At 49.7% G+C, this 16642-nt stretch carries 17 protein-coding genes; 14 read left to right on the top strand and 3 right to left on the bottom strand.

The annotated features are described in order from the left end of the window. From B5E53_RS01755 to B5E53_RS01740, 4 genes are all read left to right on the top strand, one after another. Positions 1–1368, top strand: coding sequence for an acetyl-CoA carboxylase biotin carboxylase subunit (locus B5E53_RS01755; protein ID WP_087312127.1), 1368 nt, complete (start codon positions 1–3; stop codon positions 1366–1368). Then, entirely contained in the window at positions 1359–3098 is a 1740-nt protein-coding gene (locus B5E53_RS01750; protein ID WP_087312125.1) for an acetyl-CoA carboxylase carboxyltransferase subunit alpha, read from the top strand. Before B5E53_RS01755 ends, B5E53_RS01750 begins: the two co-directional genes overlap by 10 nt. A 15-nt stretch (positions 3099–3113) precedes the next feature. Further along, positions 3114–4181: a nitronate monooxygenase family protein gene (locus B5E53_RS01745; protein ID WP_087312123.1), complete on the top strand. Its 1068-nt coding sequence runs from the start codon at positions 3114–3116 to the stop codon at positions 4179–4181. A 94-nt stretch (positions 4182–4275) separates the two neighbouring features. After that, complete coding sequence (locus tag B5E53_RS01740) at positions 4276–4725, top strand: MarR family transcriptional regulator (RefSeq protein WP_087312227.1); 450 nt, start codon at positions 4276–4278, stop codon at positions 4723–4725. Between the two features lie 301 nt (positions 4726–5026). On the opposite strand, the gene B5E53_RS01735 is transcribed toward B5E53_RS01740, so the two are convergent. After that, entirely contained in the window at positions 5027–6226 is a 1200-nt protein-coding gene (locus B5E53_RS01735; RefSeq protein ID WP_087312121.1) for a cation:proton antiporter, read from the bottom strand. 234 nt (positions 6227–6460) lie between these two features. Between B5E53_RS01735 and B5E53_RS01730 the strand changes: the two genes are divergently transcribed. The 4 genes from B5E53_RS01730 to B5E53_RS01715 all read left to right on the top strand — a co-directional run bounded on the left by B5E53_RS01730 (position 6461) and on the right by B5E53_RS01715 (position 9845). Next, positions 6461–7573 (top strand): RluA family pseudouridine synthase, encoded by a 1113-nt coding sequence (locus B5E53_RS01730; RefSeq protein WP_162611742.1) that lies wholly within the window; start codon positions 6461–6463, stop codon positions 7571–7573. Next, complete coding sequence (locus B5E53_RS01725) at positions 7554–7748, top strand: hypothetical protein (protein WP_087312117.1); 195 nt, start codon at positions 7554–7556, stop codon at positions 7746–7748. Before B5E53_RS01730 ends, B5E53_RS01725 begins: the two co-directional genes overlap by 20 nt. Positions 7749–7819: 71 nt before the next feature. Beyond that, entirely contained in the window at positions 7820–8842 is a 1023-nt protein-coding gene (locus B5E53_RS01720) for an ABC transporter substrate-binding protein (RefSeq protein WP_087312115.1), read from the top strand. A 118-nt stretch (positions 8843–8960) separates the two neighbouring features. Beyond that, positions 8961–9845 (top strand): aldose 1-epimerase family protein, encoded by an 885-nt coding sequence (locus B5E53_RS01715; RefSeq protein WP_087312113.1) that lies wholly within the window; start codon positions 8961–8963, stop codon positions 9843–9845. A gap of 57 nt (positions 9846–9902) precedes the next feature. Here the strand turns inward: B5E53_RS01715 and murI are convergent, their stop codons facing one another. Together murI and B5E53_RS19030 are read right to left on the bottom strand one after the other, a co-directional pair. Continuing rightward, a complete protein-coding gene (gene murI / locus B5E53_RS01710) occupies positions 9903–10685 on the bottom strand; it encodes a glutamate racemase (RefSeq protein ID WP_087312111.1) in 783 nt (260 codons plus the stop codon). Then, positions 10651–10791, bottom strand: coding sequence for a hypothetical protein (locus B5E53_RS19030; protein WP_162611741.1), 141 nt, complete (start codon positions 10789–10791; stop codon positions 10651–10653). The genes murI and B5E53_RS19030 overlap by 35 nt, the downstream gene beginning before the upstream one ends. Before the next feature lie 89 nt (positions 10792–10880). Here B5E53_RS19030 and B5E53_RS01705 point away from each other — a divergent pair, with 89 nt between their 5' ends. The 6 genes from B5E53_RS01705 to B5E53_RS01680 all read left to right on the top strand — a co-directional run bounded on the left by B5E53_RS01705 (position 10881) and on the right by B5E53_RS01680 (position 16584). After that, entirely contained in the window at positions 10881–11375 is a 495-nt protein-coding gene (locus tag B5E53_RS01705) for a metallophosphoesterase (RefSeq protein WP_087312109.1), read from the top strand. 264 nt (positions 11376–11639) lie between these two features. Beyond that, complete coding sequence (locus B5E53_RS01700) at positions 11640–12461, top strand: pyridoxamine kinase (protein WP_087312107.1); 822 nt, start codon at positions 11640–11642, stop codon at positions 12459–12461. Positions 12462–12464: 3 nt separating this feature from the next. Further along, complete coding sequence (locus B5E53_RS01695; RefSeq protein WP_087312105.1) at positions 12465–13133, top strand: TatD family nuclease-associated radical SAM protein; 669 nt, start codon at positions 12465–12467, stop codon at positions 13131–13133. 55 nt (positions 13134–13188) lie between these two features. Further along, positions 13189–13752: an alkyl hydroperoxide reductase subunit C gene (gene ahpC / locus B5E53_RS01690; protein WP_087312103.1), complete on the top strand. Its 564-nt coding sequence runs from the start codon at positions 13189–13191 to the stop codon at positions 13750–13752. Continuing rightward, complete coding sequence (locus B5E53_RS01685) at positions 13752–15647, top strand: FAD-dependent oxidoreductase (RefSeq protein WP_087312101.1); 1896 nt, start codon at positions 13752–13754, stop codon at positions 15645–15647. Before ahpC ends, B5E53_RS01685 begins: the two co-directional genes overlap by 1 nt. Continuing rightward, positions 15637–16584 carry an L-lactate dehydrogenase gene (locus tag B5E53_RS01680; protein WP_087312099.1) on the top strand — a complete coding sequence of 316 codons (948 nt, stop codon included), beginning with the start codon at positions 15637–15639 and terminating at the stop codon, positions 16582–16584. The genes B5E53_RS01685 and B5E53_RS01680 overlap by 11 nt, the downstream gene beginning before the upstream one ends. Positions 16585–16642: the final 58 nt, after the last annotated feature.

Raw genomic sequence — 16642 nt, 5'->3', positions numbered from 1 at the left:
ATGATTCGGAAAATATTAATTGCAAACCGGGGTGAGATTGCCATTCGCATTATCCGGGCCTGCAGAGAGATGGGGATTGAGACCGTTGCAGTGTATTCCGAAGCGGATCGGGAAGCACTTCATACACAGCTTGCAGATGAAGCGGTCTGTATCGGACCGGCAGCGGCAAAAGACAGTTATCTGAACATGGAGCAGATTATCAGCGCCACGATCGTATCGGGAGCTGATGCGATTCATCCCGGCTATGGTTTCCTCTCGGAGAACAGCCGGTTTGCTGAGCTTTGTGAAGCCTGCAATATTACATTTATCGGCCCGGATTCAAAAACCATAGCGAAACTTGGCAATAAGGCGGAAGCCAGAACAACGATGATCAATGCCGGTGTTCCGGTGATTCCCGGCTGCGAGGAGCCTCTGACAGATGACAAGAGAGCCCTGGAGATTGCCAAAGGAATCGGTTTTCCTGTAATTATCAAGGCGGTGCTCGGCGGCGGCGGAAAAGGAATGCGTGTGGCCTACTCGGAAGAAGAGTTTTCCACAGAGTTCCTGACTGCTCAGAAAGAGGCCTCTCAGGCGTTTGGTGACAACCATATGTATCTGGAACATTTCGTGGAGAATCCGCGCCATATCGAAGTACAGATTCTTGCGGATAATTACGGAAATGTCATCCATTTAGGAGAGAGAGACTGCTCTATCCAGAGAAATCATCAGAAGATGATCGAAGAAGCGCCTTCTGCTGCGGTGAGTGATGAGCTCCGGGAAAAAATGGGAAAGGCGGCCGTTCAGGCGGCAAAGGCAGCGGGATATACCAATGCGGGAACCATCGAATTTCTTCTGGAAGAAGACGAAACCTTCTATTTCATGGAGATGAACACCCGTGTTCAGGTGGAACATCCGGTGACAGAATGGGTTACAGGCATTGATATTGTAAAAGAACAGATTCGTATTGCCAGCGGCAGACATCTGTCCTATACCCAGGATGACGTACACATCACCGGTCACGCCATTGAGTGCCGGATCAATGCGGAAGATCCGAAACATAACTTCCGCCCGTGTCCGGGAACCATCACGGATATGTATCTTCCGGGAGGAAAGGGAATCCGTATTGACAGCGCCATTTACAGCGGCTATACCATTACTCCTTACTACGACTCTATGATAGCCAAGCTGATTGTCTATGCAAAGAGCCGGAAAGAGGCCATTGCAAAGATGCACAGCGCCCTCGGGGAGGTTATCATTGAAGGCATTACGACAAACATTGATTTCCTGTACGACATTATGGAACGGGAGGATTATCAGGAAGGAGATATTAATATTTCCTATCTGGAAAATGTTTTGAAAGAGATGCAGGAGGAGAGTAAATGGATTTAAATAAGATGTTTAAAAAGACTTCCATCCGGCGGCCGTCCAGCCGTTTTGTGGAAGAGGGAAATAAACCGGAAGCGCCAAAAGGCCTTCTGAAAAAATGTAATAAATGCGGAAAAGCCATTTTTACAGAAGAATATAAGAATAATCTTTATATCTGCCCGAAATGTGGCGGATATCTCCGTATGCCTGCCTATGAAAGAATTGCTCTGGTCACAGAGGAAGGATCCTTTGAGGAATGGGATACGGGACTGGTAAACACCAATCCTCTCCGGATGAAAGGATATCCGGATAAAGTAAAGGCACTGCAGGAAAAGACAGGGCTTGATGAGGCGGTTGTGACCGGAAAGGCCAGAATCGGCGAGAATGAAGTGGTCATCATGGTAATGGATGGAAGATTCATGACAGCCAGCATGGGAGCCGTTGTGGGTGAAAAGGTCACACGAGGCATCGAGAAGGCCACAGAGATGAAGCTTCCAATCGTGATCTTTACCTGTTCCGGCGGAGCCAGAATGCAGGAAGGCATGACTTCTCTTATGCAGATGGAAAAGACCGCCGCAGCCTTAAAACGGCACAGTGATGCGGGATTGTTATACATTGCTGTACAGACAGATCCGACCACAGGCGGTGTGACGGCAAGTTTTGCCAGTCTCGGAGACATTATTCTGGCGGAGCCGAAGGCCCTCATTGGTTTTGCCGGCCCTCGTGTTATCGAACAGACCATTCATCAGAAACTGCCAAAGGGATTCCAGCGTTCTGAATTCCTGCTGGAGCACGGATTTGTGGATCGCATCGTGGAACGGCAGAATATGAAAGAAGAACTTCGCCATCTGCTTGACCTGCACAGAGTCGGAAATGACGAGGCGTCAAGAGAGCTTAAGGATCTCAGCGAAGCCGTGAAGAAACAGGGCAAATATAAGGCACCGTACAAAGTTTCCACGGAGCATGCCAAGGATAAGACTGCCTGGGAGCGGGTAGCGCTTGCCAGAGCCAAGGGAAGACCGATCGGCGAAGATTATATTCACGGCCTGTTTGACGAATTTGTGGAATTCCACGGAGACAGATATTTCGGGGATGACCATGCCATCTGCGGCGGTATCGCTCTGTTCCACGGTCAGCCGGTGACGGTCATTGCCCAGATGAAAGGCAAAAATACCCAGGAAAACATGGAGAGGAACTTCGGTATGCCGATGCCGGAAGGATACCGGAAGTCTCTGCGTCTCATGAAGCAGGCGGAGAAGTTCCACCGTCCGATCATCTGTTTTGTGGATACACCTGGCGCTTATCCGGGCATGGGTGCAGAAGAGAGAGGACAGGGCGAGGCCATTGCCCGCAATCTCTTCCATATGTCTGATTTAAAGACGCCGATTCTTTCGATTTTAATTGGAGAAGGCGGCAGCGGCGGTGCGCTTGCCATGGCTGTTGCCGATGAAGTATGGGCTTTGGAAAATGCGATTTATTCCATTTTGTCTCCGGAGGGATTTGCTTCCATTCTCTGGAAGGACGCCAGTCTGGCTGAGAAGGCGGCGAAGGCGATGAAACTGACCTCCTATGACCTTTATAAGGCAGGATTTGTGGAAACGATCATTCCGGAGCCGGAGACGTATACACTGGAAACCATGTTGGAAATCTGTGAACACTTAGACGAAATGATTTGTGCTTTTCTGAAAGAAAAAATGAATCTGCCGGAAGAGGAATTAATAGAGGCCCGTTACGCGCGTTTCCGAAGAATGTAGCACAGGGGTGGAGTTATGGAGAGAAAGACATTTGCCATTAGAAATAAAGAAGTGAAAATCCCGCTGTTACAAGGGGGAATGGGGGTTGGAATCAGCCTCGGCGGTCTTGCCGGAGCCGTTGCGAAGGAAGGCGCTGTGGGGGTGATCTCCGCAGCTCAGCCAGGTTACAGAGAACCTGATTTTTATCAGAATCCTGTGGAAGCCAACAAAAGAGCCATGCGTTCAGAATTAAAGAAGGCCCGGGAGATTGCGCCGGACGGCATCATCGGTTTTAATATCATGGTAGCCATGAATTATTATGAGGATTACGTTCGTGAGGCTGTCAATGCCGGAGCAGATCTGATTGTATCCGGCGCCGGACTTCCGGCGGATCTGCCGGCATATGTGAAAGGAAGCGATGTGGCCATTGCGCCCATCGTATCCACAGAGAAATCCGCCAAAGTAATCTTAAAATACTGGGACAGAAAGTATAAGCGTACAGCGGATCTTCTGGTGATCGAGGGGCCGCTGGCCGGCGGTCATCTCGGTTTTCATATTAAACAGCTGGAAGAATTTACTCCGTCTGTCTACGATGAGGAAGTGAAGAAGATTCTCCAGGTGGTGAAGACCTACGAAGAGAAGTATGACCACAAGATCCCGGTGATTCTGGCCGGAGGTATACGCAACCACGAAGATTATGTTCACGCCATGAATCTTGGGGTGGATGGCATCCAGGTGGCTTCCCGTTTTGTTACCACAGTGGAATGTGATGCTGACGAGAGATACAAAATGGCTTACGTGCAGGCAAAGGAAGAAGATATTGAGATTGTAAAGAGTCCCGTGGGCATGCCGGGCAGGGCAATACACAACAAGCTGATGGACAAAGTGGCGTCCGGCATTCGTGTCCCTGCGATAAAATGCCTGAATTGCATTCATACCTGTAATCCTGCCACGACCCCTTATTGTATCACCGATGCCTTGATCCATGCTGCCAAAGGCGAGCTGGATGACGCTCTGCTGTTCTGTGGCGGAAAAGCCTATGAGGCAGACCACATTGGTACCGTAAAGGAAGTCATCGATTCTTTCCGGTTTTTTGAAGATTAAGTTTTGAAGAGTATGAGTAGATAATCTGGACTGTACGAACCGTATATTCGGTAAAAAGGAAGATGAGAGCAGAAAAATGCAGAGGAATAAATCCATGGATGAAGTAAGAAATACTATCAATACAATGTTAGTAAATACATTTCATGAGATACTGGAATTGGAAGAAAAAGCAATAATTACAGATAAGTTCAGAGATATCAGCAATAATGATATGCATATTATTGAGGCAATCGGAGAGGATTCCGGAGCCAGGATGACGGATATAGCAAAGAAGCTGAAGATTACCGTTGGCTCCCTGACCACGTCTATGAATGGTCTGGTAAATAAAGGATATGTGTCCAGAAAGCGCAGTGAAAATGACCGCCGTGTGGTAAACATTTATCTGCTTGATAAGGGACGGGAAGCGTATGAACATCATAAACAGTTCCACAAGGAGATGACGGATGCTCTGGTCAGCTGCCTGACACCAGAAGAGCTTGGCGTGTGGATGAAGAGCCTTGATTCACTAACTGCATTCTTTCAATCCCACAGAGAAAATAAATAGAAAAAGAGAAAAGAAAAACACTGTATGAAAAGAGAGAGGCCTTCTGGCAAAGGAATTTGCCAGAAGAGAATTGTCCATCATACAGTGTTTTTTATTGTTTGAAACTGTGCCTCCATGAAACTGTGTTTTCGTGAAACTGTGTCTCATGAGACTGCGCTTCCATGAAACTGTGCTCCCGTAAAACTGTGCCTCATGGGACTGTGCTTCTGTGAAACTGTGCCTCCATGAAACAGCGTTTTCAGAAAGAAAACTCTGTTTTGCAGGAAGCGTATCGCTCTCTGGGTCCTGCTGATGTCCCGGTCTATGCAGTACGGACCTCTGCTTCCGGAGGATCTTTCATGATCAGCTTCAAAAGAATCGGCGTGATCAGGGTGGTCACGATAACCACAAGGACGATCGGCGCAAAGAGGGTGTCATCCAGCAGTCCGCACTGGTATCCTTTTTGAGCGACGATCAGGGCCACTTCTCCCCGGGAGATCATTCCCACGCCGATCTGAAAAGCCTGTTTATTCTGGAAGTGGCAGAATTTGGCGCCCAGTCCGCAGCCGATGATTTTTGAAAAAATGGCAATCAGCAGCAAAAGGATGGAGAAGGCCAGGATATTCATATTGAAACCGGAAAGAGAAGTCTTTAATCCGATTCCGGCAAAGAATACCGGTGAGAAGAACAGGTAGGAGGCAATCTCCACCCGGCGTCCCACGTAAGGTCCGATCTTAAGGCTGCACAGAATCAGTCCTGCGAAATATGCGCCGGTGATATCCGCAATGCCGAAGACCGTTTCTGAAATAAAAGAGAGGATCAGACAGAAAGAAACAGCCAGGATGGCGATTCTCCGGAGCTGATTCCACTGTTCCAGATACCGGCGGAACCGGATGATCACGAAGGTGATGGCGGCGATCATGATGAAATAGAGAACAATCTTGATCAGAACCACACTGATATGTACGGAAGAATCCTGTAAGCTGGTGACAATGGTCAGGACGATGATACCAAGAATATCATCGATGACAGCGGCACCCAGAATCGTTGTGCCGACTTTTCCTCTCAGACGTCCCAGCTCCCGGAGCGTCTCCACGGTGATGCTGACAGAGGTGGCAGACAGAACGACACCCACAAATACTGCTTTCAGACAATCCGTATAGCTGTCAAGCGGCACATGGAAAAAGATGGCGTATCCGACGAATCCGCCCAGCACGGGAACGATAACGCCTACGGTGGCTACCACCAGGGCTGCCAGCCAGTTCTCCTTTAATTCTGACAGTTCTGTGCTGAGACCTGCGGAAAACATCAGGAAAATAACGCCGACCTCAGCGGTACATTCGAGAAATGTTCCCGTGTCTCCCTCGAGACTGATGATGCCAAGAAAGGATGGCCCCAGCAGGATTCCTGCCACCAGGGCGCCGACCACCTGCGGCATATGTACTTTTCTTGATATCATTCCTAAAAATTTAGTTGACAGAAGAATGATGGCAAGAAAAAGAAGAAAATTATAAGACTCCATTTCTATTTCCCTTCCTATTTATTTATTGTGAAAAACGAATGAAAACGATCATTGGATAAAATAAACGACAGCGGAACAGAAAATATCGTCTATTTTACCCAATGAAAATCAAAGATCCATTTCTCCGTGAACAGTATACTGCAAAAAACAGTCAGCCGCAAGATAAAATCGGGCAAATACGACAAAAGGTGTGTGTGGTTGCGGTTCGTTCTTTTTTTGTGTATAATGATGCCCATGATGGAAAAAACAGACAGAACAGATAACAGGGCTGCCCGGGGCAAATTATTTGCAGAGAACAGAGCAGCAGCCCGGGGGACAAAAGTTATGACAGAGGGTGCAGCCGCCCATTACCTGAGTTACAGGATAAAAAAAGAAGAGTCCGGTCAGGAGGTCCGCAGCATTTTGTATGGGAAATTGAAGCTGACCACAAGGAAAATCCGGGCCCTCAAGAAGAATTCCCGCGGTCTTTTGTTAAACGGGGAGCCGGTCACCGTGCGTCAGACTGTGAGGGAGGGAGAACTTCTTCAGATCATGATGGACGACAACCCGGATATCTCCGGAAGAAATCATATTCTTCCGGTTCCCATGGATCTTCATATTCTCTATGAAGATGACAATCTGCTTTTTATGGATAAACCCGCGGGGATGGTCTGCCATCCTTCCAAAGGACACCTCACGGATACCCTGTGCAACGGTGTCAGCGGCTATTATGAGAAAACCGGGCAAAATGCCGGTATCCACCTTTTCGGGCGTCTGGATAAGGATACTTCCGGCGTCGTCGGTATTGCCAAAAACAAGGTAACGGCTGAGAGAATGCAGAGCTTGAGAGAACAGGGCCTTTTCAGGAAAGAATACCTGGCTCTGGTTCATGGCTGCCCGTTCCGCCCTTCCGGAACTATCACTGTATCCATGGAAGAAGACCGGAGCGAGGGAATCCTCAAAATGCGCGCAGGCACAAGTCCTTCGGCAAAAAAAGCAGTGACCCATTATCAGACGCTGCGATATTTTTCCGGCGGTGTCCGGGGAAATTCATCTGGCGACCGGCGGCATGCCGCCGGCGGCGACGGAGTCTCTCTCTGCCGGGTGCTCATTGAAACCGGACGCACCCATCAGATTCGTTTTCACATGGCGTCCCTGGGATGTCCCCTGCTGGGTGACCCGCTGTATGGCGATGGAAGCCGAAAAGAAAAAGGAATGGGACGGACAGCCCTTCATGCCTGGAAAGTGAGATTTCCCCACCCCTTCACCGGGGAAGAAGTGACTGTCACAGCCGGACTGCCGGAAGATCTGAAGGGGACGATGGTCCGGATGAAGAGAGGAGAGAAAAATGCGACCACCAGCAATTGAACATTCCACCAGAGAAGAGCGGCGGCAGTACATCGCCGAAACATTCCGATGCCGCAATAACTGTGAACTCTGCGGCATCTGCCGGGTGTACAACGGGAAAGACCCGCTGATCGTCTATGAACCTTACATTGAAGGTAAGGAAGAATTTTACGAGATTGCAGGACGGTACCGTTGAGATTTCGCACATTTTCCCGGATGCTGCATACACTGATTTAGAAAAACGTATGGAGTTTCGGGGGATTATCCATGAATCAAGACTTTAAATGCAGGACGAAAACGGGAAAGGCTGCCACCCTTGTTCTGGCCGGCGCTGCCGTTCTGGCGGCTGTCTTCGGACTGGCTGGCTGCGGCACAAAAAACACCAATCTGAAAACGGTCCGCTTAAATGAGGTAGCCCATTCTATCTTCTATGCGCCGCAGTATGTGGCCATGGAACTGGGCTATTTTGAGGATGAGGGCATCAACCTTGAATTGACCACAGGATTTGGGGCCGATAAAACAGCTACGGCCGTCATCAGCGGCGACGCAGATATCGCCTTTATGGGGCCGGAGGCTACGATCTACCAGTATAATGAAGGCAATGAGAATTATCTGGTCAATTTCGCCCAGCTCACCCAGAGAGCCGGAAACTTTGTGGTCAGCCGGACAAAAGACGATGATTTCCGGTGGGAGGATCTGATCGGGAAAGAAGTGATCGGGGGACGGCCGGGCGGCATGCCGGAGATGGTCTTTGAATATGTGTTAAAGAAACACGGCATTGACCCGCAAAAAGATATCAACCTGGTGCAAAACATTGATTTTGCCAATACCTCCGGCGCCTTTGTCGGCGGCACAGGCGATTATACGGTGGAATTTGAACCGTCGGCGACTCTGATCGAGGAAGAAGGAGCCGGCTATGTGGTGGCTTCCGTGGGAACGGAGAGCGGTTATGTGCCATATACCGCCTACAGCACCACAAAAGAATTTCTGGCAAAGAATAAAGAGCTGCTGCAGTCCTTTACCAAAGCCATTGAGAGAGGGCAGAAGTATGTGGAGGAACACACTGCTGCGGAAGTGGCAAAGGTGATCGCTCCGCAGTTCAAGGAGACTGACGAGAAGACCATCGAAAAAATCATTGATCGTTACGCACAACAGGACAGCTATAAGACCAATACCTATTTTGAGGAAGACAGCTTTACCCTGATTCAGGATATCCTGGAAGAAGCCGGAGAACTCAGCCAGAGAGTGCCTTATGAGGAACTGGTAACGACAGAATTTTCCACCAGATAAAAAGTGATTGTATGAAGCAATAAAATAGCAAAAAGGTCATGATTTCTTGTTTTTTGAAAGACATGGCCTTTTTTCTATGCTATAATAAATATGATAATACATAATGAGGAGGGTTACTATGGGAATTTATACAATGGAAAATGAAAAGATGTCCGTAACCATTGCGGACCACGGGGCGGAGCTTGTGAGCCTTTATGACCGGGAAAACCAGAGAGAGCTGATGTGGCAGGCAGACCCGGCTTATTGGAACAGGCATGCGCCGATCTTGTTTCCGAATGTGGGCAAATATTACGGAGGAAGTTTCACTTATGAGGGGAAAGAATATCCGGAAGGACAGCACGGATTTGCCAGAGACATGGATTTTAAGCGGGTGGAAGGCAATGGAGACCTGGTAAAACACCGGCTGGTTTCCAGTGAAGAGACAAGGGCGAGATATCCCTTTGATTTTCAACTGGACGTGACCCATCTTCTCAATGGAAATCGTCTGACTGTGCGGTGGACCGTGGTCAATCAGGGGGACAAGACCATGTACTTTACCATCGGCGGGCATCCGGCTTTTCGGGTGCAGATTCTTCCGGGCACGAAGTTTGAAGATTATTTTCTGCAGTTTGCGCCGGATGTGGATGAGCTTTCCTATCTGCTGCTCGATACCAGCAGCGGCACGGCCATAGCGGACAAGATCTGGCCGCTGGCACTCAACGACCATCGGTATCGTCTGAGAAAAGATATGTTTGATAAAGACGCTCTGGTGTTTGACGGCGGACAGATTCAGTGGGCGGCGCTGGCACTGCCGGATGGTTCTCCGTACATCGCCCTGGAGAGCAAAGATTTTCCGAATTTTGGCATCTGGTCAAAGCCGGGCGCGCCGTATGTCTGCCTGGAACCGTGGTGCGGACGCTGCGACAACCGGGGCTTTGCGGAAGATATCTCAAAGAAACCGGGCATCAATGCGCTGGCGCCGGGAGAGATCTTTGAGAAGTCGTATGATATTATTGTATATTAATTTCTGAGAGAGAAAAATGCCGCCGCAAAAACTCATATTTGCGGCAGCATTTTTTGTTTAGATTTCTCTTTCAAATAAATATTTCGACAACCGGATCTTCTCCGGATCTTCGGAGCTGTTTAAGAAGGTAACCTGTCCTTTGTGACCGTCGGTGCGGAGCAGTCCTGCCGCAGCGACGCGGCGTCTGAGTTCTCTGGCGGTGCCGAAACTGCCGTCGAAGATCTCCACGGACGGCCCGACGATGGCGCGGATCTCTTTCTTTACAAAAGGATAATGGGTGCAGCCAAGGACGACGCCGGTGAGATTTTTGTCAAGATAAGGGGTGATCTTTTCCCGGAGATATTCGTCCAGATCAGAGCCGTCCAGATCGCCCTGCTCCACAAATTCCATGAGGCCGGGACACGGAAGAGGGTAGATCTCCGCCTGGTCATCGTAGAGAGCCTCCAGATTGTGGAATTTCTCTTCTTTTAGGGTGACCGGGGTGGCCATGACTAAAACCCTCGGATTCTCACAGGCGAAGACGGCCGGTTTGATGGCCGGTTCCACGCCCACCAGAGGGACCGACGGATACATTTTGCGCAAAAGTGCCACCGCGGCGCTGGTGGCAGTATTGCAGGCCACAGCGATGGCTTTGGCGTGTTTGTTTTCGATGAAGTCCGTGATGCGGCTGATGGTCAGGCGGCGGACTTCTTCAGTGGGTTTAGTGCCGTAAGGGGCATGCAGAGAGTCGCCAAAATATATAAAATCTTCCTCCGGCATCAGCCGGACCATTTCTTTCAATACGCTGATACCGCCCATGCCGGAATCAAAGACGGCGATGGGGTCCGTAATCTTTGCCATAATATCCTCCAAAAGTCTGTAAAACAGGTTGTTTCTTTTCTAAAGTCTGTATAACAGATAATTTTTTTAAAATCTGTAAAACGGAATTTTTTTCATTTTTATCCAAAACATAAATAGTATAGTTTCTTTTTCCGGCGAAATCAAGTATAATCTATATTTTAAGAGGACAATAAAGTATGTTAAAGAGGGACTGTTATGGGAAAGAAGATATTGGTGGTCAGTGATAACCATGGAAACTGGGCCAATCTCAATGTGGCCCTGGAATTTATGAAAGGGAAAATGGACGCTCTGGTGCACTGCGGCGATTCAGAATTTACGCCGGAGATGCTTCGGGGTATGGCAGACTGCCCGGTTTATCTGGCGGAAGGAAATTGTGACTATTATTTCGCCGGGGACAGCGAGGATATTTTTGAGCTGGGAGGACATGTCTGTTTTGTAACCCACGGCAACCAGTATGGTGTCAACTGGGGGGAGGATGAACTGCTGGATAAGGCACTGGAAATGGGGGCGGATATTGTATTTTACGGACACACCCATGTGCCGGCCTACCATGTTTATGAGGAGGAAGGCGTGACGATCTTTAATCCGGGAAGCATTGCTCAGCCGAGACAGGATCCGCCGGTTCCGAGCTTCCTGGTGGTGGAATTAAAAGAAGACGGAGAGGTGGAGCCGCATTTTTATAAATTGTAACCGGCGTGCTGGAAAAAGCCAGCCGGATTGAAACGCTGACAGGTATGGGGAGAAATTCTCTGGTCCGAAACGCTGACAGGCATAGGAGAAATTCTCTGGTCTGAAACGCTGACAGGCATGAAGAGAAATTCGCTGGTCCGAAAAACTGACGAATGTGGAGAAGGGTCAACTGGCATTAAAAAATAAACGAAATTGGCTATTCCAGGAAATACCAGATTGTGCTATGATACGAAAGCGGTAATTTAAAAACAGCTGGAGGTTATTATGAATAGACAGAAAAGAGTGGCGGTAATTAACGATGTGACCGGTTTTGGACGCTGCGCTGCGGCGGTGGCACAGCCGATCATTTCCGCCATGAAAATACAGTGTTGTGTGGTTCCCACGGCGATTTTGTCGGTACACACCGGCTTTCCCGATTATTTTCTGCATGATTTTACGCCATATCTCAAATCCTATATTGACAGCTGGGAGAAGACGGGGATCACCTTTGACGGTATCTGCTCCGGGTTCATCGGATCCAAGGAACAGATTTCTCTGGTGATAGATTTTTTTGAGCGATTTAAACAAAAAGATACTCTGGCGGTAGTGGATCCGGTCATGGGCGATTACGGAAAGCTGTACTCTTCCTACACCGACGCCATGTGTCAGGAAATGAAACGGCTGCTTCCGTTTGCGGATGTGCTCACTCCGAATCTGACGGAGGCCTGCCGGATGCTGGATCTGGATTATCACAGCGTGGATATGTCCCCGGATTCTCTGGAGGAGATTTGCCGGGCACTCAGTGAACAGGGGCCGGGCCGGGTGGTCATCACGGGTCTTCAGCAGGGAGCGCAGATTTTTAACTTTGTTTATGAAAAAGATAAAAATGCGAAGCTCATTGCCACCAGAAAGATTGGCGGTGACCGTTCCGGAACGGGAGACGTGTTCTCATCCATTGTCACCGGCGCTCTGATACAGGGAGATGATTTTGAGAAAGCGGTGCGGCGGGCCATCGCATTCCTTGATAAGGCCATCGCGTTTACTGTGCGGCAGGATCTGCCGTGGAATTACGGAATATGTTTCGAAGAATATTTAAAGGAGTTGTAGAACATGATATTATATACAGCAAAAAATGGTGTTTACTATAATCTGGAAGATTTCAGACAGGATTTATCGGATCTGGGAGAAAATGGATTTACCAATAAGATCTATATCAATATGACCAATCGCTGCTCCTGCGCCTGCACTTTCTGTCTGAGAAGTTTAAAAGAATTTAATGAGCATAACAGTCTGTGGCTTCGGGAAGAGCCGACGGTGGAAGAAGTCAAGGCAGAATTTATGAAATACGACTGGTCCCATGTGGCGGAGATCATTTTCTGCGGATTCGGGGAGCCGACCATGCGTCTTGATGATATGCTTGAAGTGGGCGCCTGGTTAAAGAGCGTTCATCCGGATATTCCGATCCGGGTCAACACCAACGGACTGGCAGATCTGGTCTTTGAGAAGCCAACGGCGCCGTGTCTGAAAGGAATCGTGGACACGGTTTCCATCAGCCTCAATTCTTCCGATGCGCAGAAATATCTGGATATCACCCGCAATCACTTTGGTCTTAAGTCCTATCAGGCTATGATTGATTACGCCAAAGCGTGTCAGAAGTATGTCCCTCATGTGGTGATGACTGTGGTGGACATCATCGGCGAGGAAGAAGTGGCGGCCTGCCAGAAGGTCTGCGATGACAACGGACTGACTCTCCGGGTACGTCCGTATGAAGCAAATTAATATGCATAGTTTCTCCGGAAACACAGATACTACCTCCGTAAGGAGGTATTTTTTTATGTCTTATATCGGAAAAAAAGTATGTGAATTTGAGCTGCAGGCATATGCCGATGATAGTTTCCGGACGGTAACGAGAAATGATCTCATGGGACACTGGTCCGTCCTTTTTTTCTATCCGGCGGACTTTACCTTTGTATGTCCCACGGAGCTGGAAGACCTGCAGGATAAGTATGAGGAATTTAAAAATATGGGCTGCGAAGTTTACGGGGTATCCTGTGATTCCCACTTCGTCCATAAAGCCTGGCACGATCATTCCGAGCGGATCGGAAAACTGCAGTATCCGCTGATCGCGGACCCCACCGGTCTTCTGGTGAGAGATCTGGACATCATGATTGAAAAGGACGGAATGGCGGAGCGGGGAACATTTATCTTAAATCCGGACGGAGAGATCACCGCCTACGAGGTTATCGCGGGAAATGTGGGAAGAAATGCTGAGGAGATCATCCGGCGGGTGCAGGCGCTGCAGTTTGTGGCGGAGCACGGAGATGATGTGTGTCCGGCCAAATGGAAGCCGGGCGAAGAAACCTTAAAACCGGGTATTGATTTAGTGGGGATATTATAATGGCAGAAAAACATCAGACAGTGATCATCGGAGGCGGTCCGGCGGGACTGACAGCGGCCATCTATTTAAGAAGGGCCGGTTATGAGGTGCTGGTTCTGGAAAAAGAAGAGGAAGGCGGCCAGATCCGCATTTCTGAGAAAGTGGTCAATTATCCCGGTATCGAGGAGACCGACGGAGAGACACTCATGGAAACCATGCGCCGGCAGGCAGTGAATTTCGGCGCTCAGATCCGGAAAGAGAATGTGATCAGCGCCTCGCTGACCGATCATGGAAAAGTGATCCAGACAGAAAAAAATCATTATGAGGCGCCGGTTGTCATCTATGCTGCAGGCTCAGTTCCAAGAAAGCTGAATTTTCCGGGAGAGAGCGAATTTGCCGGCAGAGGGATTGCCTACTGTGCCACCTGTGACGGAGAATTATTCACAGATAAACCGATTTTTGTGGTGGGCGGCGGTTATGCGGCGGCGGAAGAAGCGATGTATCTGACCCGTTATTCAAAACCGGTGATGCTTATCATCCGGGAACCGGACTTCACCTGTGCCAAAAAGCTGGCCGATGAGGTGAAGGCGCATCCCGATATCAAAATTGAGTACAACACGGAGATTGTCCGGGTGGAAGGAGATACCTCCGTGAAGAAGATTGTCTTTAAAAACGCATTGAGCGGCAAAGAATGGACCTATGAAAATACAGATACCATCGGCATTTTCATTTTTGTCGGTTATCTGCCGCAGACAGATATGGTAAAAAAACAGTTGATCTGTGACAAACAGGGATATCTTCTCACCGATGAGGGAAAACGTACCAATGTGGAGGGCGTGTACGGAGCGGGGGATGTCTGCCAGAAGAGGCTCCGGCAGCTGGTGACAGCGGTGGCCGACGGCGCTGTGGCTGCGGAAACCATTGCCGCCGATTATCCTCTGGATCAGATGCCGGCGCTGGAGTCAGAACATCCGGCACTCCGGGCGGACGATCCGGCATCCCGGGAGGAAAGTCCGGGAGACAGAACCAATAAAACCGGTGCGGACTGCCGTGCGGGCGGTCAGGATGCGCTTATATCCAATGTGCAGAATCAGATTCAGGGAAGAGAAGAAAAGAAATTGTATACCGGAGAGGAAACGGACAGATATGGGGATGTGCGAAATCTGCAAAAACGCGGTCAAAGCACTGCCGGACAGATGGAAGGAGCCATGCGGCCGGATTCTCAGTTTGCAGATATCTATCCGCAGATCAAAGAGGTGGAGAGCCGCTTTGAGACTGTGCCGGAGTGCCGGGTGCTGCTGGATGATTCCACGGTATCGGGGCAGGTAAAGACATTTATGGAAGATCTGGAAGAAGCGATGCCCCGGGTGCACATTTCCTATGAGGAGACCGGTGCGGACGGAGCAGCCAGGACGGCGGGAAAATCTTCCGAAGAGTCCCGCGGGGACGACGCGGCCCGGGAGGTCATTGTGCCCTCCATCGGTATTTCTTCGAAGGACGGGGAACGAAAAGGCATGTTTTTTCACGGGACTCCGGGCGGTCACGAATTCACCAGCTTTTTGTCGGCACTCTATCAGGCAGCGGGACCGGGAAAGCCGTTGATGGATGAGATTCTCACACAGATTGCATCCATCCGGACGCCGGTCCGGCTGGATGTGGGAGTCACTCTTTCCTGTACCAAATGTCCGGAGCTGGTGAGCAGCGCTATGCTGGTTGCCGCGCACAGCCCTCAGGTGGAGGTCCACGTTGTGAATCTGGCGCAGTTCCCGGAATTTAAGGAGAAGCATCAGGTATTCAGTGTTCCGTTTCTGATGGTCAACGGAGAGAAAACCTATTATGGAAAGAAGAGTGTGGAAGAGTTGATGGCGATCATCGGGGAATCCATTGGGAAGGAGGTCGTGCTGCGTGAAGGGTGACGATAAAAGAAAAATCGTGCTGGTGGGAACCGGCATGGTGGGCATGAGTTACGCCTATGCCCTCCTCAATCAGAATTTATGTGACGAATTGGTTTTGATCGATATTGATAAAAAGAGAGCCGAGGGAGAGGCCATGGACTTAAATCACGGCGTGGCTTTCAGCGGCGGCAATATGGAAATCTATGCGGGAGATTATAAGGACTGCCGGGATGCAGATTTGGTGGTGCTGACGGCAGGGCTTCCCCAGAAAGAGGGACAAAGTCGTCTGGATCTTCTGAAAGAGAACCGCAAAGTCTTCCGGTCTATTCTCGAACCGGTATTGGAGAGCGGTTTCCATGGCATCTTTCTGGTGGCTACCAATCCGGTGGATATCATGGCGAGGATTGTCTATGAGATCAGCGGATTTCCTCCGGGAAGGGTGGTGGGAACCGGAACGGCGCTGGACACAGCAAGGCTCCGTTACCTGCTGGGAGAGAAATTTATCATTGATCCGAGAAATATGCACGCCTACGTCATGGGAGAACACGGAGACAGCGAGTTTGTGCCATGGAGCCAGGCGATGATGGCCACGAAACCGATCTTTGATCTGTGCAGTGAGACCGAAGGCTGTCATTTTCAGGAACTGCTGGAGATCGAGGAGGAGGTCCGCATGGCCGCCTACAAAATCATCGAGGCCAAGCGGGCCACCTATTACGGCATCGGCATGGCCATGGCAAGAATCACCAAGGCGATTTTCGGCAATGAGTACAGTGTGCTCACAGTTTCCGCTCTCCTGCAGGGGGAGTACGGGGAAAAAGGCGTTTTCATCGGAATTCCCTGCGTCGTCAACCGTATGGGCGTCAGCCGCATCATCGAGCTTTCTTTAAGCGCGGAGGAAAAGCAGCGCCTGCACCTTTCCTGTGAGACACTCGATCAGACCTATCAGGATCTGGCGTAAAGAAAATCCCCGGGAAAAATTGTAACAGTTCAGCCATGCGCCGGGAAACACAGAAGAA

It is taken from the genome of Eubacterium sp. An11 (genome assembly GCF_002161065.1).
Lineage (GTDB): Bacteria > Bacillota > Clostridia > Lachnospirales > Lachnospiraceae > Anaerobutyricum > Anaerobutyricum faecale.
The sequence above is the reverse complement of the archived record's forward strand: the minus strand, read 5'-3'. Positions and strand labels throughout refer to the sequence as shown.

Bases quoted from the DNA above. Each gene is read 5' to 3' on its own strand.
- ahpC (WP_087312103.1), top strand. From the start codon at position 13,189: ATGTCTTATATCGGAAAAAAAGTATGTGAATTTGAGCTGCAGGCATAT.
- B5E53_RS01750 (WP_087312125.1), top strand. From the start codon at position 1,359: ATGGATTTAAATAAGATGTTTAAAAAGACTTCCATCCGGCGGCCGTCC.
- B5E53_RS01735 (WP_087312121.1), bottom strand. From the start codon at position 6,226: ATGGAGTCTTATAATTTTCTTCTTTTTCTTGCCATCATTCTTCTGTCA.
- B5E53_RS01725 (WP_087312117.1), top strand. From the start codon at position 7,554: ATGCGACCACCAGCAATTGAACATTCCACCAGAGAAGAGCGGCGGCAG.
- B5E53_RS01755 (WP_087312127.1), top strand. From the start codon at position 1: ATGATTCGGAAAATATTAATTGCAAACCGGGGTGAGATTGCCATTCGC.
- B5E53_RS01695 (WP_087312105.1), top strand. From the start codon at position 12,465: ATGATATTATATACAGCAAAAAATGGTGTTTACTATAATCTGGAAGAT.
- B5E53_RS01700 (WP_087312107.1), top strand. From the start codon at position 11,640: ATGAATAGACAGAAAAGAGTGGCGGTAATTAACGATGTGACCGGTTTT.
- B5E53_RS01720 (WP_087312115.1), top strand. From the start codon at position 7,820: ATGAATCAAGACTTTAAATGCAGGACGAAAACGGGAAAGGCTGCCACC.
- B5E53_RS01715 (WP_087312113.1), top strand. From the start codon at position 8,961: ATGGGAATTTATACAATGGAAAATGAAAAGATGTCCGTAACCATTGCG.
- B5E53_RS01745 (WP_087312123.1), top strand. From the start codon at position 3,114: ATGGAGAGAAAGACATTTGCCATTAGAAATAAAGAAGTGAAAATCCCG.
- B5E53_RS01740 (WP_087312227.1), top strand. From the start codon at position 4,276: ATGGATGAAGTAAGAAATACTATCAATACAATGTTAGTAAATACATTT.
- B5E53_RS01730 (WP_162611742.1), top strand. From the start codon at position 6,461: ATGATGGAAAAAACAGACAGAACAGATAACAGGGCTGCCCGGGGCAAA.
- B5E53_RS01685 (WP_087312101.1), top strand. From the start codon at position 13,752: ATGGCAGAAAAACATCAGACAGTGATCATCGGAGGCGGTCCGGCGGGA.
- murI (WP_087312111.1), bottom strand. From the start codon at position 10,685: ATGGCAAAGATTACGGACCCCATCGCCGTCTTTGATTCCGGCATGGGC.
- B5E53_RS01705 (WP_087312109.1), top strand. From the start codon at position 10,881: ATGGGAAAGAAGATATTGGTGGTCAGTGATAACCATGGAAACTGGGCC.